This window comes from Amycolatopsis sp. cg13 (assembly GCF_041346965.1).
GTDB lineage: Bacteria > Actinomycetota > Actinomycetes > Mycobacteriales > Pseudonocardiaceae > Amycolatopsis.
Map to the genome: position 1 here is coordinate 2,910,632 of NZ_CP166848.1, position 21,032 is coordinate 2,931,663.

The window sequence follows — 21,032 nt, forward strand, 5'->3', positions numbered from 1 at the left end:
AGGGTCTGAAGTCGTGTCTCAGCCCAACCCCGCGCTCGCCGCTCGCCTGCGTACCCTGCGCAAGGAGACCTGGTCCGACGTGGTGCTGACCCAGCGGCAGCTCGCCGAGGCCTTCGGCGTGAGCACCGGGCTGCTGTCGTCATGGGAGAACGTGGCGAAGCCGGTGACGCCCCCGCAGCCGCGGCTCGAGGCGTATGCGACCTTCTTCGCCACTCGCCGCTCCGTCCACGGCCGCGAACTTCACCTGCTGGACATCGGCGACCTGACAGACGACGAGCACACGGTCCGCAAGGAACTGCTCGCGGAGCTGCAGGCGCTGCGCGGCGACCTCGACGACCCGCCCGCCCAGCCGGTCTTCGCGCCCGCGAGCCTCTGGCACTTCCCGCCGCAGCAGGACATCGTGATCGTCTGCGCGCAGCTGCCGGAGAAATACCGCATCGCCTACACCGACCCGTCCAGCCCGGACTACGTCAACCTCTACACCTACGCCGACCCGGACGCGCTGCTCGAACTCTACGGCCACATCCGCGCGTGCAACCCGGCCAGCAAAGTCACCTTCCGCACCACCGACCAGAACACGACGCTTTCGGCGGACGAGTACACCGCGCACCTCGTGCTGCTCGGCGGCGTCGACTGGAACCCGCAGACCCGCGCGCTGCTCGACCGGGTCGACGTGCCGGTCCGCCAGATCAGCCGCAAGGGCGACGAAGACCAGCTGGACACCGGCTTCGAAGTGACCCGCGCGGACGGAACGACCCGGATGTTCAGCGCCAAACTGCACGACGGCAGACTGATCGAAGACGTCGCGCACTTCTACCACGGCGTCAGCCCGCTCAACCGCAAGCGCACTGTGACCGTGTGCAACGGGATGTACGGCCGCGGCACCCTCGGGGCCGTACGAGCGCTGACCGACCACCGCTTCCGCGACCGCAACCAGGCGTACCTCGACCAGCGCTTCGCGGGCAAGGATTCCTTCAGCATCATCAGCCGGGTCCCGGTCTTCGACAACCAGGGGCTCACCCCCGACTGGACCCTGCGAGAAAACCGGCTGCACGAGTGGCCAGAATCGAGCCTTCCATGACCGCGACCGTCGCAGCGCCGGCGCAGCACACGACGCACCAGCGGCTGCTGCACCACGTCGCCGCCGAGGACGCGCCGCAGGCCCAGCTGGACGCGATCGTCGTGCCCAACGGCCGCCCCGCCGCCTACCTCAAGGACGCTTTCCGCGCGGCCCGCGAGGTCGACGCCACAGTCCTGTTGCTGTGCAGCAAGAGCGCACGGGCGACCGACGCGGTGCTCGCCGCGAAACGCGCCGGGGCACGGGTCCGCGCCATCGACACCGACGAAGTCGCTGGCCTCGGCACTGTCCCGGCCTTCGCGACGAGCAAGCTGCTGCAGGCGAAGCGCCTGGCGCGGCGCACTGACACGAGCTTCAAGCGCAACCTCGGCGTGCTCGTGGCCGACCTCGCCGGATGGCAGCGCATCCTCTTCCTCGACGACGACATCCACCTTTCGCAGCCTGGAGACCTGCGCGCCGCCGCGGGCCTGCTCGACGAGTACGCGGCGGTCGGCCTCGCCAACACCGGCATGCCGGACAACTCCGTGGTCTGCCACGCCTACCGCGATTCCGGAGGACAGCAGGACACGTTCGTCGGCGGCGGCGCACTGGCCGTGGGGCACAACGCGTTCTCCTCGTTCTTCCCGGACATCTACAACGAGGACTGGTTCTTCCTCCTCAGCGGCACCGGCCTGCGCGCCACAGCGGTGACCGGCTCCGCGCACCAGGACGACTACGACCCCTATCGCGACACCGTGCGCGCCCGGTCGGAGGAACTCGGCGACACGCTCGCCGAGGGCATTTACTGCCTGCTGGACAACGGTCTCGGCATCGCCGACGCGAACGCGGAGTACTGGGCGGACTTCCTGGAAAGCCGTCAGGCGTTCATCGACACCACGCTGCGCCAGGTCCGGGACGCGCCGCACCTGACCGGCGCGGCCGAGGGCCGGATGATCGCCGCGCTGAAGGCGGCGCGCGGCCGCAGTCTGGTGATCGAGCCGGACCTGTGCGTCCGGTACCTGCGCGCTTGGCAACGAGACCGGGACACGTGGCAGACGCATCTGCTGTCGCTGCGTGCGCGGCACGGGGTGCCGGGCGATCCGGACGCCGCCTTCGACACGCTGGGGATCTCGGAGCTCGTGCACAAGTCCTGAAGATTCAGCGCTCGCCGCACATACGGCCGGCCAGCGGCGCGGGACGGTCGTCCGGCAGCCCTTTCACCAGGACGTGGCAGCGTTCGGCCTCGGAAATCGTGCGCCCGTCAGGCGAAACGTGCTCCGCGTAGCAAACGACGGTGCCGTGGCCCCAGTCGCGGTAACCAAGGCGGCTGTACAGCCGGGCGGCGCGGGTGTTGTCCGTGCGGACCGCGAGCGCGCCGAGGGCGTGGCCGTGGCCGACCAGGTAGTCCTCGGCCGCGTGCACGAGAGCCGCGCCGATGCCGCGGTTGCGTGCTTCCGGGGCGACTTCCAGATGAGTCAGCAGCGGAACGCCCGGCAGATGGCCGCGGATCGGCGGTTCCTCGGCGTCCTCGAGCCACAGGTACACGGCGCCGACCGGCCGCGCGGAGCACCACGCGGTGAACAGGACGCCGAGCCCCTTCGCCTGCCGGGTGAACCGGTCCTCGAAGAATCCCGGGTCGCCGAGGATCTCCGCCAGCGCCGCGAGGTCCGCCTGTTCAGCCGGCCGGATCGAGACGTCGCCCATCAACGCCGACTCCTGTCCGCAGGACCGGGCACGGGGCACGCGAGCGGGAGGCCGGCCCGGAGCCGGCCCGGGCCGCGGTCCTGATCTTGGCCGCCCGGCCTCAAGAGTAAGTGTGCGCTGGGTAGGCGCGAAGACTGCAGATGCCGCAGCCCGGTCCTCCGGACGGAGCAACGGGCTACCCTGCGCGACCACGCCCCTCCCCCGGTTTCCACCTCTCCAATACACCCCGGGACGAACCGGTTCAAACGGAAATGGCGCGGCAGCACGGAAAACCGCTTCCGGGGCGGGGTTGAATGCGGGAATTAGCGGTTGGCTAGATCGGGTTCAGCGGATCCAGTTGCGCGCGTGGCGGTTTGCGCGGGTTGCGAGCCCGTCACGCCGCGCGTTTCAGGGCCTGTCCACGACATTGGACAGCTGCCTGTTTCAGCGGTGTCTCGCGTCCGGGTGCCGACGCTTCGGGACCGCCTAAATCAGATCCAGCGGATCGAGCTGTACCCGTACCGGCTCGACCGCTTTGCGGGCGTCGCGGCGGGCCACCGCGTCCCGCACGACCGTCGCCAGGGCGCGACCGTCCCGGCGGGCCACCCGCACCAGCGCGCGCTCGCGTTCCGCGTTGCCCTCGTCGTCGAAATCGCCCAGCGGGACGGGGCCGAGCACCTCGCCGGTTTCCGGCAGCGGGAGGTCGTCCAGGACGCTCGCCACTGCGGCGGGGCTCCCCTCGACGCTCGCCATCCGCATCGCGGGCGGGAAACCCAGCTCCCGGCGCTGCTCCAGTTCCTGGCTCGCGTGCCAGCCCGGGTCCCAGCGCACCAATGCCTGCACCACGGGCAGCCCGGCTTCCGCGCCGACGACGACCCGGCCTCCGCTCGACGCCGGGCGGACCAGCGCACCGGCGGCCATCCACCGTCGCAGAGTTTCTTCCGCGGCACGGAGATCCTGACGGCCGAGCAGAGCCCAGCCGTCCAGCAGCAGCGCCGCGCCGTAACCGCCTTCGGCGACCGGTTCCGCGCCCGGGGTGCAGACCACCAGCGCCGGACGGCCCGGGACGGTCGCCAGGACTTCGGTCGCGCCGGAGGTTCGGACTGGCACCCCGGGGAAAGCCCGGCCCAGTTCCTCGGCAGTGCGTTTCGCACCGACGACGACTGCTCGCAGCCGGACGGAACCGCAAGCGGGGCAACGGAAAGCGGTCTCCGGGACGCCGCACCACCGGCAGGCGGGCGGGCGCGGGGCGCCGTCCACCGAACCGCCGGGCAGCGCGAGCGGACCGGCGCAGCGGCGGCAGTGGGCGGGCGTTCGGCATTGGCCGCAGGACAATCCGGGGACGTAGCCGCGGCGCGGGACCTGGACCAAAGCCGGGAGCCCGGCGGCGAAAGCTTGGCGTGCCGCTTCGAAAGCGACCGCGGGAAGGCGGGCGACGCGGGCGGCTTCGTCACGCGCTACGTCGAAGTCTTCGCCGACCGGGGTCACGCGCGGGGCGGCGGCGCGGAGTTCGGTGCGATCGGCCTGGATCTGTTGTGCCCAGCCGGATTCCACCAACAGCTGCGCTTCGGCGGTTCGGGCGAATCCGCCGACCAGGAAGGCGGATTTCGTTGCGTGGGCCCGATCCATCAGCACATCTCGTACGTGCGGGTACGGGGCATGCGGATCCAGGTGCAGATCGTCGCCGTCGTCCCAGACTACGAACAGACCGGGATCTGCGACGGGGGCGAACATCGCCGCGCGGGTGCCGACTACTACGCGGACTGCGCCGCGCAGAACGGAAAGCCAGCGGCGGTATCTCTCGGCTGGTCCCAGACCGGCGATCAGTGCTGCGACGCCTTGTTCTCCGACGAGTTCGATGCAGGCGTCGTGTACTCGGGTTAGGTCACGGTGGTCTGGGACTACCAGGACTGCGCCCCTTCCCTGGGCCGCTGCCGTGGCGGCTGCTTCGGCCAGGCGGCGGGGCCAGTCTTCGCCGGGGAGGGCTTGCCAGACCGCGTTGGCAGGGCCGCCTTCCGTTACGGCTTCCAGGAAGGCTTCGCCGCGTTGGTAGCGGGTCCAGGCGGAAACATCCGGCGCGGGCGGTGTCGGGGCCGGTTCGGCGGGTGGTTCGGCTTCCACCTTGGCGTGTCGCGGGGGCAGGGCCAGGCGCAGGACGTCGGAGAGGGTTCCGGCGTAGCGGTCGGCTACTGAGCGGCAGACGGCGTGCAGGGCCGGTGGGAGTACGGGTTCGCTGGAGGTGACTCGCTCGAGGTAGGCGAGTTTGCGTTCGTACTCCGTGGTGTCGGTGCGTTCGATGAGGTAGCCGTCGACTAGCTGGCCCGCGAAGCGCACTCGGACTCGGCAGCCGGGGACTGCGGATTCGTGCAGTTTTTCCGGGACTTGGTAGTCGAAGGTGCGATCGAGGTGGGCTAGCGGGATGTCGACGGCGATCTTCGCTACCGGGAGTTCCGGGGCCGGGGTTTGCTGGCCTTTGCGGGAGCGGGCCGGTTTGGAGGTGCGGGGCTTTTTCGCCGGGGTGGCCTTCGGCTCCGGGGCGGAGCGCGGAGGCTCCGGGAGGTCCCATAGGGGGGTGGGTTCGGAGCTGGTCACTTGGAGATCTCTACCAGACTGGTCCGACGGTCTTGCCGTGAGCATCGAAGGGAGGCGCCCCTTCGGGGCGAAGGGAAGGCGCCCCTTCGGGGGCGAGTGGTTGCGTGGGGCACCCCGAAGTTTGATTGTCCTGACGGTTCGGGGGTGCTTGTCAAGGCGGGAAAGATGCCTTGACAAGCACCCCGAACCGCAGAGAAGGCTTCGTATCGGGGTTGGGGCAGGGCTGGGTGCCTCGATGGTTTGGTGCATCGGCTGCGGGATGCGGCCGAGTGCCTCGATGGCCGGGCGCATCGGCGACGGGGCGGGGCTGGCTGCCTGGCTCGGTGTGCGCATCGGCGACGGGCTTGGCGCTGGCAGCCTGGCTCGGTGAGGCACATCGGCGGCGGAGTGGGCTGGCTGCGTGGCTCGGTGGGTGCGTCGGCGGCGCGGCTGTACGTGAGGGGAACCCTGAGGGAATCTGATTCCCTCAGGGTTCCCCTCACGTACCTTCGGCCCGCCCTAACGCCGTGAAGGGCCCCTTCAGGGAATTAGATTCCCTCAAGGGGCCCTTCACGGACCAAAGAACGGATCAGGCGCCGGCCAGGGAGCGCAGGGCGTCCGCGCGGGCGGTGCTTTCCCAGGGGAGGTTCAGGTCCGGGCGGCCGAAGTGGCCATATGCCGCCGTCGGGGCGTAGATCGGGCGCAGGAGGTCCAGGTCCCGGATGATCGCGGCGGGACGCAGGTCGAAGACCTCGCTGATGGCCGACTGGATCTTCGTCGGGTCGACCGTCTCGGTGCCGAAGGTCTCGACGAACAGGCCGACGGGAGCGGCCTTGCCGATCGCGTACGCCACCTGTACCTCGACTCGTCCGGCGAGCCCGGCCGCCACGACGTTCTTGGCCACCCAGCGCATCGCGTACGCGGCGGAGCGGTCCACCTTGGACGGGTCCTTGCCGGAGAACGCGCCGCCGCCGTGGCGGGCCATGCCGCCGTAGGTGTCGACGATGATTTTGCGGCCGGTGAGCCCGGCGTCGCCCATCGGGCCGCCGATGACGAAGCGGCCGGTGGGGTTCACCAGGAGGCGGGTGCTGTCGGTGTCGAGGCCCAGTTCGGCCAGCTCCGGCTCCACGACGTGCTTCTTCACGTCGACGCCGAGCATCTGCTCCAGGTCGATTCCGTCCGCGTGCTGGGTGGAGACCACGACGGTGTCGAGCCGCACCGGCTGTTCGCCCGCGTACTCGATGGTGACCTGGGTCTTGCCGTCGGGACGCAGGTACGGCAGCACGCCGTCCTTGCGGACCGCGGTCAGCCGGCGCGAGAGGCGGTGTGCGAGGGCGATCGGGAGCGGCATCAGCTCGGGCGTGTCCGAGCAGGCGTAGCCGAACATCAGGCCCTGGTCGCCCGCGCCCTGGCGGTTGATCTCGTCCTCGTCCGATTCCACGCGCGACTCGTACGCCGTGTCGACGCCCTGGGCGATGTCGGGCGACTGCGACCCGATCGCCACGTTCACGCCGCAGGAGTTGCCGTCGAAGCCCTTGGCCGACGAGTCGTAGCCGATGCGCAGGATGACGTCCCGCACGATGGTGGGGATGTCCGCGTACGCCTCGGTCGTCACCTCGCCCGCGACGTGCACCTGGCCCGTCGTGATCAGGGTCTCGACGGCGACCCGGCTGCGCGGGTCCTTGGTCAGCAGGCCGTCGAGGATCGAGTCGCTGATGGCGTCACAGATCTTGTCGGGGTGGCCCTCAGTCACGGATTCCGACGTGAACAGCCTTTTCGTGGACGCAGACACGACCTCGTCACTTCCCTCGGTCAAGCGGTGGCGCCCCACCGGATTTCAGGCGCTCCTGGCACAGCCCACCCTACCCAGCGGGCCTGTAGCTAAAGTCGACGTTCGATCAACGCTGTTACGGCATCCCACAATGTGGCCGCCAGCCGGGCCTTGGCACCCTGCGGAATGACCTGCTCAGTGCCGTCCGAAGCGAGCAGCCAGCCCGAATTGTCCTCGGTGCCGAAGGCTTTTCCGTCGCCGACCGCGTTGACCACGAGCAGATCCGCGCCCTTGCGGCGAAGCTTGGCGCGGGCATGGTCGAGGACACTGCCGTTCTCGTCGCCGGTTTCCGCGGCGAAGCCCACGACGATCTGCCCGGAACGCCGTCCTCGCACCACTTCGGCGAGGATGTCGGCGTTGCGGTCGAGCGTGATGACCGGGTCCGGGCTGTCGTCGGACTTCTTGATCTTGTGGTCGGCCAGCGTCGCGGGCCGGAAATCCGCGACCGCGGCGGCCATCACGACGACGTCCGCGTCCGCAGCGGCGGAATGCACCGCTTTGCGCATTTCTTCCGCGGTGGACACGCGGTGCAGCGTCGCGCCCGCGGGAGCGGGAAGTTCGTCGGTGTGCCCGGCGACCAGCGTGACCTCGGCGCCGCGCTGCGCGGCGACCCGGGCGAGGGCGAAGCCCTGTTTGCCCGACGAGCGGTTGCCGAGAAAGCGGACCGGGTCGAGCGGTTCGCGGGTACCGCCCGCGGAGATCACCACGCGGAGGCCTTCGAGGTCTCGCGGCAGCGCCTTCGGTTCGGCGAGCAGCAAGCGGGCCAGGTCGACGATCTCGGCCGGGTCGGCGAGCCGTCCCTTGCCGGTGTCGACGCCCGTGAGCCGGCCCGCCGCGGGTTCGGTGACGACCATGCCGCGCGAGCGCAGCAGCGCCACGTTGTCGCGGGTGGCCGGGTGCTCCCACATCTCGGTGTGCATCGCCGGGAAGAAGGCGACCGGGCACCGGGCGGTGAGCAGGGTGTTCGTCAGAAGGTCGTCGGCGAGCCCGTGCGCGGCCTTGGCCAGCAGGTTCGCGGTCGCCGGGACGACCAGCACGAGGTCGGCCTCTTTGCCGACCCGCACGTGCTGCACCTCGGGCACCTCGGTGAAAACCCCGGTGTGCACCGGGTTCCCGGACAGCGCCTCGAAGGTCGCCGCGCCGACGAAGTTCAGCGCGGCCTCGGTGGGCACGACGCGGACGTCGTGCCCGGATTCGGTGAGGCCCCGCAGGACCTCGCACGCCTTGTAGGCGGCGATGCCGCCGCCCACGCCCAGGACGACCCTGGGCTTGGCGTCATTCACCCTCGGTGTGCTCGAGCAGCCCGCCGTGGATCTCGCGCAGCGCGATCGACAGCGGCTTCTCGCGGGGGCCGGGCTCGACCAGCGGGCCGACGTATTCCAGCAGGCCCTCGCCCAGCTGCGCGTAGTAGTCGTTGATCTGCCGGGCCCGCTTGGCCGAGTAGATCACCAGCGCGTACTTCGAGGAGACCTTTTCGAGCAGGTCGTCGATCGGCGGGTTGGTGATGCCTTCGAGCTCTTCCAGCGTCGCCTGTTGCACAGTCACTCGTGGTGCTCCGTATCGTCACATCGAGCGGCGGCAGAATCGCCACCGCCGGTAATCAAGTCTAGCAACCGCCGCGCGGCGACCTCGACGTCGGCGTTCACGACCCGTTCGTCGAACTCCCCGGCCGCGGCCAGTTCGCGTTCCGCCTCGGCCAGCCGGGCGGCCACCGCGGCCTCGGTCTCGGTGCCGCGGCCGGTGAGCCTGCCGACCAGTTCTTCCCAGGACGGCGGCATCAGCATGACCAGCCGCGCTTCCGGCATCGCGGCCCGGACCTGCCGGGCGCCCTGGAGTTCGATCTCCAGTACCGCCGGACGGCCGTCGGCCAACGCCTTCTCCACCGGCTCGCGCGGCGTGCCGTACCGGTTGCCCGCGAACTCGGCCCATTCCAGCAGCCGGTTCCCGGCCACCATCCGGTCGAATTCGGCGGAATCCACGAAGTGGTAATGGTTTCCGTCGACCTCGCCCGGCCGCGGCGCCCGCGTCGTCACCGAAACGCTGAAGTACAGGTTCGGCTCGAGCAGGCGCAGCTGTCCCACCACACTCGACTTCCCGACGCCGGAAGGGCCGGAGACGACCGTGAGCCGGGGGCGGGAGATGTCTCCTGCCACCGGCTCACTGCCGCGGTCGGCGCCCCGGGTCACCGGGTAGTCCTGACCGACGCCGCTCACTCGCCGCTGAACTCGGCCAGCAGCGCCTTGCGCTGCCGGTCGCCGAGCCCGCGGAGCCTGCGGCTGGGGGCGATCTCCAGTCGTTCCATCGTCTGCTGGGCGCGCACCTTGCCGACGCCGGGGAGCGCCTCGAGCAAGGCCGAAACCTTCATCTTGCCGAGGACTTCGTTCTCCTCGGCCTGCTTCAGCACGTCGACCAGAGTGGTACCGCCCCGCTTCAGCCGCTCCTTCAGCTCAGCACGGATGCGGCGGGCGGCGGCGGCCTTCTCCAGCGCCGCAGCACGCTGTTCCTCTGTCAGCTGGGGAAGTGCCACGTTTTCCTCCGGTAGTTCTCACATCTGGGTGGGTGACGCGACGGTACCCACCCCTGAGCAGGGGCCACAATGCGGGGGTGGCTGGTGGAGCGCGATTCCGGGGCCTGCTATTGGCCTTTTTCGCGGAGTCCCGCCAACCGGCCGTTCACCTCTTGGGCCGCACGGCGTAACGCCGCCGTGTCCGGGCCGTGGCGCAGCAGGTCGCGCGACGAGGCCGGGAGCAGGCCTGGGAGCCCCTCGCCGAAGACTGCCCGCAAATCCGCCTCAGTTGCCCCCTGCGCCCCGAAACCGGGCGCGAGCACCGGTCCGTTGAGCCGGCTCAGGTCGACTTCCCCAGGAGCCACAGTGGCCCCTACGACCACGCCGACATCGCCGTACGGCTCAGCACCCGCATTGTGGTCCGCAGCAGCGTCTACGACGCTCTGAGCGACCGTACGGCCGTCTTCGAGCCGCGCGCGCTGCAACGCGTTCGCTTCCGGGTTGGACGTGCGCGCGAGGACGAAGAGCCCGTTGCCCGCTTCGCGCGCCGCCGTGACAGCCGCGTCGAGCGCGCCGAAGCCGAGGTACGGCGACACCGTGGCCGCGTCGGCGGTGAAAGCCGCCTTCTCGGCCACGTACGCCGCCGTGTAGGCCGCCATGGTGGAACCGATGTCCCCGCGCTTCACGTCCAGCAGGACGAGCGCTCCGGCGTCGTGGGCGACGTCCACGACGCGTTCGAGCACCGCCACCCCGGCGGACCCGAACGCCTCGAAGAACGCCGACTGCGGCTTCACGATCGCCGCCACCTCGCCCAGCGCCTCCGCGGCGCTGAGCGCGAAGCGTTCGAGCCCGCTCGCGTCGAGCGCCAGGCCCCACGACTCGATCAGGCCCGGATGCGGGTCGATCCCGGCGCACAGCGGCCCGCGCGCGGCCACCGCTTCGGCCAGCCGAGCCCCGAAGCGCGCGCTCACGACGTCGCCTTCAAGGCCGCCTGGAGGTCCTGCAGGCTGCGCACGCCGATGTCGCCGCGGATAAGCGCTTCGATGCCGTGCACGGCCGCCGCGGCGCCCTGAACCGTGGTGACACACGGAATATCGCGCGAAACCGCGGCAGTCCGGATTTCGTAACCGTCCACGCGCGGTCCGCTGTTTCCGTACGGCGTGTTGATCACCATGTTGACCTCGCCGGCGAGGATCACGTCGACGATGTTCGGCTCGCCGGTTCCCGGGTCCGGCTCGGAGTGCTTGCGCACGACCGAACAGGCAACCCCGTTGCGCCGCAACACTTCCGCGGTGCCGGAGGTGGCGAGGATTTCGAAGCCGAGGTCGGCCAGCCGCTTCACCGGGAACACGAGCGAACGCTTGTCGCGGTTGGCGACGGAGACGAAAACCCGTCCCGAGGTGGGAAGGGATCCGTAGGCGCCGCTTTGGGATTTCGCGAATGCTTTCCCGAAGGAGGTGTCGACGCCCATGACCTCGCCGGTGGATTTCATTTCCGGGCCGAGCAGCGAGTCGACGCCGTGTCCTTCCGGCGTGCGGAACCGGTGGAAGGGCAGCACGGCTTCCTTGACCGCGACCGGCGAGTCGGCGGGCATGCGGCCGCCGTCGCCCTCGGCGGGCAGGACGCCGCTGGCCCGCAGGTCCTTGATCGTCGAGCCGGTCATCACCAGCGCCGCGGCCTTCGCCAGCGGGACGGCGGTGGCCTTGGAGACGAACGGGACGGTGCGCGAGGCGCGCGGGTTGGCTTCCAGGACGTAGAGCACGTCGTCCTTGAGCGCGTACTGCACGTTGAGCAGGCCGCGGACGCCGACGCCGCGCGCGATGGCCTCGGTGGAGCGGCGGACCGCGTCGAGGTCCTGCGCGCCGAGGGTGATCGGCGGCAGGGCGCAGGAGGAGTCACCGGAGTGGATCCCGGCTTCCTCGATGTGCTCCATGACGCCGCCGAGGTAGAGGTCCTCGCCGTCGAACAGCGCGTCGACGTCGATCTCGATGGCGTCGTCCAGGAACCGGTCCACGAGCACCGGGTGCTCGGGGGTGACCTCGGTGGCGCGGCGGATGTAGCCGGCGAGGGATTCCTCGTCGTAGACGATCTCCATGCCGCGCCCGCCCAGCACGTAGGAGGGGCGGACCAGCACCGGGTAGCCGATCTCGTCGGCGATCCGCTTCGCGCCCTCGAACGAGGTCGCCGTGCCGTACTTCGGCGCGGGCAGCCCGGCCTCGGTCAGCACCTCGCCGAACGCGCCGCGGTCCTCGGCCAGGTCGATCGCCTCCGGCGGCGTCCCGACGACCGGGACCCCGGCGTCGGCCAGCCGCTGCGCGAGGCCGAGCGGGGTCTGCCCGCCCAGCTGCACGATCACGCCGGCGACGGCGCCGGACTGCTGTTCGGCGTGCACGACCTCGAGCACGTCCTCGAACGACAGCGGCTCGAAGTACAGCCGGTCGCTCGTGTCGTAGTCCGTGGACACGGTTTCCGGGTTGCAGTTGACCATCACGGCCTCGAACCCGGCCTCGCGCAACGCGATCGCCGCGTGCACGCAGGAGTAGTCGAACTCGATGCCCTGCCCGATCCGGTTCGGCCCGGAGCCGAGGATCAGCACCTTCGGCTTGTCGCCCTGCGCCGCGACCTCGGAGACGGCCGCGGGGTCGGTCTCGTAGGCCGAGTAGTGGTAGGGCGTCTTCGCCGCGAACTCCGCCGCGCAGGTGTCGACCGTCTTGAACACCGGCCGCACGCCCAGCCGGTGCCGCAGCGCCCGCACGCCGTCCTCGCCCGCGAGTTCCGGACGCAGCGCGGCGATCTGCCGGTCCGACAGGCCGGTGCGCTTCGCCCGCCGCAGCAGGTCGCCGTCGAGCACCGGGGCGTCGCGGACCTCGGCCCCGACCTCGCCGATCAGCGCGATCTGGTCGATGAACCACGGGTCGATGCCGGAAGCCTCGTGCACCTGCTCGACCGTCGCGCCGAGCCGCAGCGCCAGTTCCACCTCGTAGAGGCGGCCTTCGTGCGGCGTGCGCAGCGAGTCCAAAGTGGACTCGACGGTCGCGCCCTCGGGGTCGGGCAGCGTCCAGAACCCGGTCGCCTTCGTCTCGATCGACCGCATCGCCTTCCCGAGCGCCTCGGGGAAACTGCGGCCGAACGACATCGCCTCGCCGACGCTCTTCATCGTCGTGGTCAGCGTGGGGTCCGCGCCGGGGAACTTCTCGAACGCGAATCGCGGCACCTTCACCACGACGTAGTCCAGCGTCGGCTCGAACGCCGCCGGGGTCTCGCCGGTGATGTCGTTGCGGATCTCGTCCAGCGTGTAGCCGATGGCCAGCTTCGCCGCGATCTTCGCGATCGGGAAACCGGTCGCCTTCGACGCCAGCGCACTGCTTCGCGACACGCGCGGGTTCATCTCGATCACGACCATCCGGCCGTCGGCCGGGTTGAACGCGAACTGGATGTTGCAGCCGCCGGTGTCCACGCCGACCTCGCGCAGCACCGCGATGCCGACGTCGCGCATGACCTGGAACTCGCGGTCGGTCAGCGTCATCGTCGGGGCGACGGTGACCGAGTCGCCGGTGTGCACGCCCATCGCGTCCACGTTCTCGATCGAGCACACGACCACGACGTTGTCGTGCTTGTCGCGCATCAGCTCGAGCTCGTACTCCTTCCAGCCGAGCACGCTCTCCTCGATCAGCACCTCGGTGACCGGGGACTCGGTGAGCCCGGTCGAGGCCAGCCGCTCCAGGTCCTCGGGCGTGTGCGCCATGCCGGAGCCGAGGCCGCCCATCGTGAACGACGGCCGGATGACCACCGGCAGGCCCAGTTCCTCGACCGTCGCGCGGACCTCGTCCATGTCGTGGCACACCCGCGAGCGCGGCACGTCCGCGCCGACCGTGCGCACGATGTCCTTGAACTTCTGCCGGTCCTCGCCGCGCTGGATCGCGTCGATGTCCGCGCCGATCAGCTCGACGCCGTACTTTTCCAGCACGCCGCGCTCGTGCAGTGCCACCGCGCAGTTCAGCGCGGTCTGCCCGCCCAGCGTCGCCAGGATCGCGTCCGGGCGCTCCGCCGCGATGACCTTCTCCACGAAGTCCGGCGTCACCGGCTCGATGTAGGTCGCGTCCGCGAACTCCGGGTCCGTCATGATCGTCGCCGGGTTCGAGTTCACCAGGGACACGCGCAGACCCTCGCTGCGCAGCACCCGGCAGGCCTGCGTGCCCGAGTAGTCGAACTCGGCCGCCTGCCCGATCACGATCGGCCCGGAGCCGATCACCAGCACGTGCTGGATGTCAGTCCTCTTCGGCATCAGGCCTTCTTCTCCATCAAGTCAACGAATTCGTCGAACAGCGGCGCGGCGTCGTGCGGACCCGCTGCCGCTTCGGGGTGGTACTGCACGGAAAACGCGGGCACGTCGAACGCGCGCACGCCCTCGACGGTGTCGTCGTTCGGGCAGTAGTGGCTGATTTGCGCGGCCCCGTAAGGGGAATCGAAGCGCTGGCCCGGCTCGCCTTCGAGGGCGAAACCGTGGTTCTGCGCGGTGATCGCGACCCGGCCGGTCGCCACGTCGATCACCGGGATGTTGATGCCCCGGTGCCCGTAGCGCATCTTGTAGGTGCCCAAACCCAAGGCGCGGCCGAGGATCTGGTTGCCGAAACAAATCCCGAACAGCGGAATCCGCTGCTCCAGAACGGTTTTCGTCAACGCCGTCGCGTGCGCGGTCGTCGCCGGGTCGCCCGGGCCGTTGGACAGGAACACCCCGTCCGGCTCCAGCGCCAGCAGTTCCTCCGCGCTCGTGCTCGAGGGCAGCACGTGCACCTCGATGCCCCGCTGCGTCATCAGCCGCGGCGTGTTCGACTTGATCCCCAGGTCCAGCGCCGCGACCCGGAACCGCCGTTCGCCTTGCGCCGCAACGACATACGGGTTGTCCGTGGAGACCTCGCCCGCGAGGTCCGCGCCCTTCATCGGCGGGCTCGCCAGGACCTGTTCGACCATCTGCTCGTCGCTGCCCAGCGCGTCGCCGGAGAAGACGCCCGCGCGCATCGCGCCCTGCTCGCGCAGATGCCGCGTCAGCGTCCGGGTGTCCACTTCGGAAATCCCGACCACGCCCTGGCGCACCAGTTCGTCGTCCAGCGTGCGCTTGGCCCGCCAGCTCGACGGCGTGCGCGCGGGATCCCGCACCACGTAACCGGAAACCCAGATCCGGGCCGATTCGTCGTCCTCGTCGTTCCAGCCCGTGTTGCCGATCTGCGGCGCCGTCTGGACCACGATCTGGCGGTGGTAGGACGGATCCGTCAGCGTTTCCTGGTAACCCGTCATGCCGGTGCAGAACACCGCCTCGCCGAGGGTCCGCCCGCGCGCGCCGTACGCCGCGCCGCGGAACACCCGGCCGTCTTCGAGAACCAGGGCGGCGGGGCCGCGAGTGCCGGTGCTCACTGGGCACCTCCCTTGATGTCGTGATCGGAAAGTTCGTTGATCCATTGCGGATAGTCGTCCAGGTCGTCACCCCGGAATCCGGTGTCCAGCTCGACGTCGCCGAGCCGCCAAGTGATCACCAGCAGCACGTCGGTGCCGGTGACCTTCCCCGCGAGCCGGGAGTCGCGGCGGATTCCGGTGATCGAGGAGCGCGGGATCCAGAAGTCCGGCAGCCCGCCGCGTTCCACGGCGATCCCGTCCGGATGCAGCCGCCAGACCGCTCCGGAACGCGGGCCCGCGCCGCGCGTGACGACGCGGTCCTGCCAGTTGCCCGCGGTCGTGGTGCCCACGCACACGCCGACGGACTCCAGCTGGAACTCGCCGGGCTCGGCCGGGATCTCCGGGAACGGCGCGATCCGCGCGCTCTGCGAACGCGCCTTGCGCCGCCAGCCCATCCACATGCCCCACAGGCACAGCAGGAAGAAGACGACGATCCCCAGCGTCAGCAGCAGCCGCTCCATCAGCAGATCTTCCCCTCGCGCGCGGTGATCCGCCCGCGCAGCAGGGTCGCCGTCACCACGCCGGGCAACCGCATTCCCTCGTACGGGGTGTTGGCCGCGATGCTGGCCAGCTCGGCCCCGCGCACCGTCCATTCGGCGTCCGGTTCGACCAGCGTCAGGTTCGCCGGTTCGCCCACCTCGATCGGACGGCCGTGCCCGGCGAGGTTCCCGACCTCCGCGGGCCGCTCGCTCATGACGCGCGCGACGCCGCGCCAGTCGAGCAGGCCGGTCTTGACCATCGTCTCGACGACCACCGACAGCGCGGTCTGCAGGCCGAGCATGCCCGGCCGGGCCGCGGCCCATTCGGTGTCCTTGTCCTGCGGGGCGTGCGGCGCGTGGTCGGTCGCGACGCAGTCCACCACGCCCTCGGCCAGCGCGGCGCGCAGCTTCTCCGCGTCGCCGCCGGTGCGCAACGGCGGGTTGACCTTGTTGACCGGGTCGTAAGTCTCGAGCCGGTCGTCGGTGAGCAGCAAGTGGTGCGGCGTGACCTCGGCCGACACCTTCGTGCCGCGTTCCTTCGCCCAGCGCAGGACATCGACGGTGCCCGCGGTGGAGACGTGGCAGACGTGCAGCCGCGCGTTCGCGTGCAGTGCCAGCAGGCAGTCGCGCGCGACGATTGACTCCTCCGCCGACGCCGGCCAGCCCGGGTAACCGAGGCGCGACGCCTGCTCGCCCTCGTGCGCCTGCGCGCCGACGGTGAGCCGCGGTTCCTCGGCGTGCTGGGCGATCACGGCGTCGAGCGCGGTCGAGTACTCCAGCGCGCGGCGCATCAGCAGCGGATCCGCGACGCACACGCCGTCGTCGGAGAAGACCCGCACCGCCGCGGTGCCCTTCGCCATCGTGCCCAGTTCGGCGAGCTTCTCGCCCTTGAGCCCGACGGTGACCGCGCCGACCGGGTGGACGTCGACCAGGCCGACTTCCTGCCCCCGCCGCCACACGTGATCGGTGACGAGTGCGTTGTCGGCGACCGGATCGGTGTTGGCCATGGCGAACACAGCGGTGTAGCCGCCCAGCGCGGCGGCGGCGGAACCGCTGTCGATGGTTTCGGTGTCTTCGCGGCCCGGCTCGCGCAGGTGCGTGTGCAGGTCGACGAACCCGGGCAGCAGGACCTGGCCCTCGGCGTCGAGTATCTCGGCGCCGTCGGGAACCCGAAACCCGCCGATCGCGGCAATCACACCGTCTTCGATCAGGATGTCGGCCGGCTCGCCCTCGCCGTACGGGCGGGCACCCTTGATCACGATGCTCACGCGGCAGCTCCTTCACTGGCCAGGAGGTGGTAGAGGACCGCCATGCGCACGTGGACGCCGTTGCGGACCTGTTCGGTAATGGCTGAGGAGGGGGAATCCGCGACCGCGGAGGCGATCTCCATGCCGCGCAGCATCGGACCGGGGTGCAGCACGACGGCGTGGCCCGGCAGCAGCGATTGGCGGCGCGCGGAGAGCCCGTAAGAGATCGAATATTCGCGCGCCGAAGGGAAAAACCCGCCGTGCATCCGCTCGGCTTGAACGCGCAGCATCATCACCGCGTCGACCGCGGGCAGCTCGGCGTCGAGGTCGTGCGACACCGTGACCGGCAGCTTCTCCACGCCGACCGGCAGCAGCGTCGGCGGCGCGACGAGCACCACCTCCGCGCCGAGAGTGCTGAGCAGGTGGATGTTCGACCGCGCGACCCGGCTGTGCAGGACGTCGCCGACGATCGCGATCCGCCGGTCCTTCAACGAACCGAGGCGCTCGCGCAAGGTCGCCGCGTCGAGCAGCGCCTGGGTCGGGTGCTCGTGCGTGCCGTCGCCCGCGTTGACCACCGCGGTGCCCGGCCCGGCGAGCCAGCCCGACAGCCGGTGCGCGGCGCCCGAAGCGGGGTGCCGGATGATCACGCAGTCGGCGCCCGCGGCGGCCAGGGTGAGCGCGGTGTCCCGCAGGGATTCGCCCTTGTTCACCGAGGAGCTGGACGCCGAGACGTTGATCACGTCCGCGCTCATCCACTTCCCGGCGATCTCGAACGACACCCGGGTGCGCGTGGAATTTTCGTAGAACAGCGTGATGACGGTGCGGCCGCGCAGCGTCGGCAGCTTCTTCACCTCGCGGCCGAGCAGCGTGTGCTTCAGCTCGTCGGCGGTGTCGAGCACGGCGGTCGCGGTGTCCGCGTCGAGCCCGTCGGTGGCGAGCAGGTGCTTCACCGGGTTTCTCCTTCCGGCGCGCGCAGCAGCACCGCGTCCCGGCCGTCGGTTTCGGACAACAGCACGGAGACGCCCTCGGCGCGCGCGGTGGGCACGTTCTTGCCGACGTAGTCGGCGCGGATCGGCAGCTCGCGGTGGCCGCGGTCGACGAGCACGGCGAGCTGGACGGCACGCGGGCGGCCGTGGTCGCGCAAGGCGTCGAGGGCGGCGCGGATGGTGCGGCCGGAGAACAGGACGTCGTCGACGAGGATGACGACCCGGTTGTCGATCCCGTCCGGCGGCAGCTGCGTCTGCTCGAGAGCGCGCGGCGGACGGCGGCGGAGATCATCGCGGTAAAGGGTGACGTCGAGGGCGCCGTGCGGCGGCGCGACCCCGGCGAACTCGCCGATCTTCTCGGCGAGGCGCGCGGCCAGCGGAGTGCCGCGCGTGGGGATGCCGAGCAGCACCGGGTACTGCTCCGGCGGACCGGCTCCGAGAGCGGTCTTCTCGATGACCTGGTGGGCCATCCTCGCGATCGTGCGCGCGACATCACCGGCGGACAGCAGCTCGCGCTCTCCCGCCGGCTCCGCCGCGCCACGCGGACGTGACGACAAGGCGGACCTCCTTCCCCGCCTCTCTGGACGGGTCCTTAAAGGACGTCGGCAACCGGCTGCTGCCGGAAACCGCACCGACAGTAGCAGGACCGGTCAATCAGTCTTCCGGGTGGTACGCGCACGGCCGCCACCTGCACGGACCGACCTTCTGCTTGACCTGGTGACAACTATGCGTAACCATTACTCTGAGTATTCGACTCGAGGAGTCCCCGGCCCGGTCCTCCCGGCCGGCGCGGGGTGAGGAAACGGAGAACCACCAGATGGGCGATTACGCCAAGGCGCTCGGGGCCAAGCTCCGCGGGATCCGCCAGCAGCAAGGCCTGTCCCTGCACGGGGTCGAGCAGAAGTCCGGCGGCCGCTGGAAGGCCGTCGTGGTCGGCTCGTACGAGCGCGGCGACCGGGCGGTCACCGTCCAGAAGCTGGCCGAGCTGGCGGACTTCTACGGCGTCCCGGTGGTCGAACTGCTGCCGGAGGGCCGCGTCCCGTCCGGAGCCGAGCCCGCCACGAAGATCGTGATCAACCTGGAGCGGCTCCAGCAGCTGCCCGCGGAGAAGGTCGGCCCGCTCGCCCGGTACGCGGCCACCATCCAGAGCCAGCGCGGCGACTACAACGGCAAGGTGCTCTCCATCCGCACCGAGGACCTGCGCTCGCTCGCCATCATCTACGACATGACCCCCGGCGAGCTCACCGAGCAGCTCATCGACTGGGGCGTCCTCCCGCCGGAAGCCCGGCCGTCCAAAGAGGACTGAGGACCGATGGCGGCAGCGGCCGTGCACGACGCGGCGGGCTTCCCGCACCCGGGGAACCGGGAACGCCCGCCGCGCTTCGGGTGAGGCCGGAGCTGCCGATGTCCCGGTTCCGGACCTGCTGAAGTCGCGGTTCCGGAGCCGCCGAAGTCCTGGTCCTGAAGCCACCACAGTTCCGGTTCTGGAGCTGGAGCCCCCGAAACCCCGTTTCTGAAGCTGCCGGGTCCCGGCTCTTCCGCCGCCGCGCTCGACTGGGTTGACCTCGGGTGATCCGAGCCGATCTCGACCGCGGCCGCGGTGACGTGCCTTGTTCGCCGTGCGGCGGACCCGCCTGAAGTTCTCCGTTTTCGCCGCCGGAAATCGAACCCGTCCACGTTTCCGGCGCGTTTTCCGTTCCGAGCCGCACCGCCGGGGACTGTTTTCTCGCCCCGGCCGCTCCCCCGCTCCGGATTTCTGGTTTCCGGGCGAATTCCCTGGCGTGGCTTGCAGTTCGGCTTCGAACGCCGACTCGCCTCTGCGACCGCTTACCTCGCGCGCAGCGCGGAAAATCGGTGCGGCTTAGCGGTTTCCGCAGTTTCATTCCGCGATTCCCGTAGCACGGCACGGATTTCCCCGCCGGTCGCTGCCCGTGCCGGGCGACTGCTCACTCACCGCAGCGGATCCCGAAGACCACCGCCCGGAATTCACCGGATCGCCGCGAAACCGGCCGGGCCGGGCCGCCGCGAAGGGCGCCCGCCGACCGGTTCCGATTCCGCTCGGTGATCAATTTTCGCCGGAACGCCCCTCGCGCCGGCCGCCGCGGCCCGGCGGTGACCCGATCAGGCAGCGGCCATTCAGGTGGCCGCTTTCCCCCAGCCGGGTTACCTCTGACTACCGGGCCGCCGGGCTACAGCACCGCGCGCAGGCGGTCGGCGATCGTGCCGATGCGGCCGAGGACGCCGTTGATGAACCGCGGCGAGTCGTCCGTCGAAAGTTCCTTCGCGAGGCCGACCGCTTCGTCGATCGCGACCGCGTCGGGGACGTCGGCCGACCACAGCATCTCGTAGACGCCGACGCGCAGGACGGCCAAGTCGACCGGCGGCATCCGCTCGAGGGTCCAGCCCTGCGAGTGCTCCGCCAGGAGTTCGTCGATCCGCTCGCGGTGGGCCGTGACGCCCTCCACGACGGTGATCGTGTAGTCCGCGACCGGGTCGACCTCGACCGCGCCGACGCGGTCGGCCAGCAGCGTGACCGCGTCGGCGGACCGCTGGGCGGCCTCGTACAGCATCTCGACCGCGCGCCGGCGGGCCTGTCGCCTGCTGATCGCGCCGCCGCGGTTCGGGTGCGGGGGAAGCTTGTCCGCCATCAGCTGGAGACGCGGCCGAGGTAACGGCCGTCGCGGGTGTCGACCTTGATCTTCTCGCCGGTCGAGAGGAACAGCGGGACCTGGATCTCCGCGCCGGTCTCGAGCGTCGCCGGCTTGGTGCCGCCGGTGGAACGGTCGCCCTGCAGGCCCGGGTCGGTGTGCTGGATGACGATCTCGACCGAGGTCGGCAGCTCGACGTACAGCGGCTCGTTCTCGTGCACCGCGACCTGGACCTCGGTGTTCTCGAGCATGTAGTTCGCGTTGTCGCCGACGGTCTCGGCGGGCACGGTGATCTGGTCGTAGGTGTCGCCGTCCATGAAGACGAAGTCCGCGCCGTCCTTGTACAGGTACGTCATGTTCCGGCGGTCCACCGTGGCCGTCTCGACCTTCGTGCCCGCGTTGAAGGTCTTGTCGACGACCTTGCCGGTCAGCACGTGCTTCAGGGTGGTGCGCACGAACGCGCCGCCCTTGCCCGGCTTGACGTGCTGGAACGCGGTGACGCTCCACAGCTGGCCGTCCAGGTTGAGGACGAGTCCGTTCTTCAGGTCGTTGGTGGTGGCCACGAGTCTTCAG

At 70.3% G+C, this 21,032-nt stretch carries 19 protein-coding genes; 3 read left to right on the top strand and 16 right to left on the bottom strand.

All coding sequences use genetic code 11. From position 1 onward, the window contains the following. Window positions 1-13 precede the first annotated feature (13 nt). Window positions 14-1,081, top strand: coding sequence for a helix-turn-helix domain-containing protein (locus AB5I40_RS13090; RefSeq protein WP_370938763.1), 1,068 nt, complete (start codon window positions 14-16; stop codon window positions 1,079-1,081). Then, window positions 1,078-2,211: a hypothetical protein gene (locus AB5I40_RS13095; RefSeq protein WP_370938764.1), complete on the top strand. Its 1,134-nt coding sequence runs from the start codon at window positions 1,078-1,080 to the stop codon at window positions 2,209-2,211. Before AB5I40_RS13090 ends, AB5I40_RS13095 begins: the two co-directional genes overlap by 4 nt. A gap of 4 nt (window positions 2,212-2,215) precedes the next feature. Here the strand turns inward: AB5I40_RS13095 and AB5I40_RS13100 are convergent, their stop codons facing one another. The 14 genes from AB5I40_RS13100 to pyrR form a co-directional block, all read right to left on the bottom strand. Beyond that, window positions 2,216-2,761, bottom strand: coding sequence for a GNAT family N-acetyltransferase (locus tag AB5I40_RS13100; protein ID WP_370938765.1), 546 nt, complete (start codon window positions 2,759-2,761; stop codon window positions 2,216-2,218). A 465-nt stretch (window positions 2,762-3,226) separates the two neighbouring features. After that, window positions 3,227-5,332, bottom strand: a complete 2,106-nt coding sequence (locus AB5I40_RS13105) for a primosomal protein N' (RefSeq protein WP_370938766.1) — start codon at window positions 5,330-5,332, stop codon at window positions 3,227-3,229. Window positions 5,333-5,900: 568 nt separating this feature from the next. Next, window positions 5,901-7,103 (bottom strand): methionine adenosyltransferase, encoded by a 1,203-nt coding sequence (metK, locus tag AB5I40_RS13110; protein ID WP_182890437.1) that lies wholly within the window; start codon window positions 7,101-7,103, stop codon window positions 5,901-5,903. 89 nt (window positions 7,104-7,192) lie between these two features. Continuing rightward, window positions 7,193-8,425, bottom strand: a complete 1,233-nt coding sequence (gene coaBC, locus AB5I40_RS13115) for a bifunctional phosphopantothenoylcysteine decarboxylase/phosphopantothenate--cysteine ligase CoaBC (RefSeq protein WP_370938767.1) — start codon at window positions 8,423-8,425, stop codon at window positions 7,193-7,195. After that, a complete protein-coding gene (rpoZ, locus tag AB5I40_RS13120; RefSeq protein WP_020658117.1) occupies window positions 8,418-8,687 on the bottom strand; it encodes a DNA-directed RNA polymerase subunit omega in 270 nt (89 codons plus the stop codon). The genes coaBC and rpoZ overlap by 8 nt, the downstream gene beginning before the upstream one ends. Further along, on the bottom strand, window positions 8,684-9,355 hold the full coding sequence (gene gmk / locus AB5I40_RS13125; RefSeq protein ID WP_370938768.1) for a guanylate kinase: 672 nt from the start codon (window positions 9,353-9,355) through the stop codon (window positions 8,684-8,686). The genes rpoZ and gmk overlap by 4 nt, the downstream gene beginning before the upstream one ends. Continuing rightward, window positions 9,352-9,669, bottom strand: coding sequence for an integration host factor, actinobacterial type (mihF, locus tag AB5I40_RS13130; RefSeq protein WP_003096398.1), 318 nt, complete (start codon window positions 9,667-9,669; stop codon window positions 9,352-9,354). The genes gmk and mihF overlap by 4 nt, the downstream gene beginning before the upstream one ends. A 107-nt stretch (window positions 9,670-9,776) precedes the next feature. Continuing rightward, the gene (pyrF, locus tag AB5I40_RS13135) at window positions 9,777-10,619 is read right to left on the bottom strand and encodes an orotidine-5'-phosphate decarboxylase (RefSeq protein ID WP_370938769.1); all 843 of its coding nucleotides are present in this window, start codon (window positions 10,617-10,619) and stop codon (window positions 9,777-9,779) included. Next, on the bottom strand, window positions 10,616-13,933 hold the full coding sequence (carB, locus tag AB5I40_RS13140) for a carbamoyl-phosphate synthase large subunit (RefSeq protein WP_370938770.1): 3,318 nt from the start codon (window positions 13,931-13,933) through the stop codon (window positions 10,616-10,618). The genes pyrF and carB overlap by 4 nt, the downstream gene beginning before the upstream one ends. Beyond that, the gene (carA, locus tag AB5I40_RS13145) at window positions 13,933-15,105 is read right to left on the bottom strand and encodes a glutamine-hydrolyzing carbamoyl-phosphate synthase small subunit (RefSeq protein ID WP_370938772.1); all 1,173 of its coding nucleotides are present in this window, start codon (window positions 15,103-15,105) and stop codon (window positions 13,933-13,935) included. The genes carB and carA overlap by 1 nt, the downstream gene beginning before the upstream one ends. Then, window positions 15,057-15,560 (bottom strand): transporter, encoded by a 504-nt coding sequence (locus AB5I40_RS13150; RefSeq protein ID WP_370938773.1) that lies wholly within the window; start codon window positions 15,558-15,560, stop codon window positions 15,057-15,059. The genes carA and AB5I40_RS13150 overlap by 49 nt, the downstream gene beginning before the upstream one ends. Beyond that, the gene (locus AB5I40_RS13155) at window positions 15,560-16,846 is read right to left on the bottom strand and encodes a dihydroorotase (protein WP_370938775.1); all 1,287 of its coding nucleotides are present in this window, start codon (window positions 16,844-16,846) and stop codon (window positions 15,560-15,562) included. Before AB5I40_RS13155 ends, AB5I40_RS13150 begins: the two co-directional genes overlap by 1 nt. Further along, window positions 16,843-17,775, bottom strand: coding sequence for an aspartate carbamoyltransferase catalytic subunit (locus AB5I40_RS13160; RefSeq protein ID WP_370938776.1), 933 nt, complete (start codon window positions 17,773-17,775; stop codon window positions 16,843-16,845). The genes AB5I40_RS13155 and AB5I40_RS13160 overlap by 4 nt, the downstream gene beginning before the upstream one ends. Then, entirely contained in the window at window positions 17,772-18,368 is a 597-nt protein-coding gene (pyrR, locus tag AB5I40_RS13165) for a bifunctional pyr operon transcriptional regulator/uracil phosphoribosyltransferase PyrR (protein WP_101434583.1), read from the bottom strand. The genes AB5I40_RS13160 and pyrR overlap by 4 nt, the downstream gene beginning before the upstream one ends. Before the next feature lie 260 nt (window positions 18,369-18,628). Here pyrR and AB5I40_RS13170 point away from each other — a divergent pair, with 260 nt between their 5' ends. After that, on the top strand, window positions 18,629-19,117 hold the full coding sequence (locus tag AB5I40_RS13170) for a transcriptional regulator (protein ID WP_003096372.1): 489 nt from the start codon (window positions 18,629-18,631) through the stop codon (window positions 19,115-19,117). Between the two features lie 883 nt (window positions 19,118-20,000). Here the strand turns inward: AB5I40_RS13170 and nusB are convergent. After that, a complete protein-coding gene (gene nusB / locus AB5I40_RS13175) occupies window positions 20,001-20,459 on the bottom strand; it encodes a transcription antitermination factor NusB (RefSeq protein WP_344267335.1) in 459 nt (152 codons plus the stop codon). Continuing rightward, window positions 20,459-21,022, bottom strand: coding sequence for an elongation factor P (gene efp / locus AB5I40_RS13180; protein WP_370938777.1), 564 nt, complete (start codon window positions 21,020-21,022; stop codon window positions 20,459-20,461). Before efp ends, nusB begins: the two co-directional genes overlap by 1 nt. Window positions 21,023-21,032: the final 10 nt, after the last annotated feature.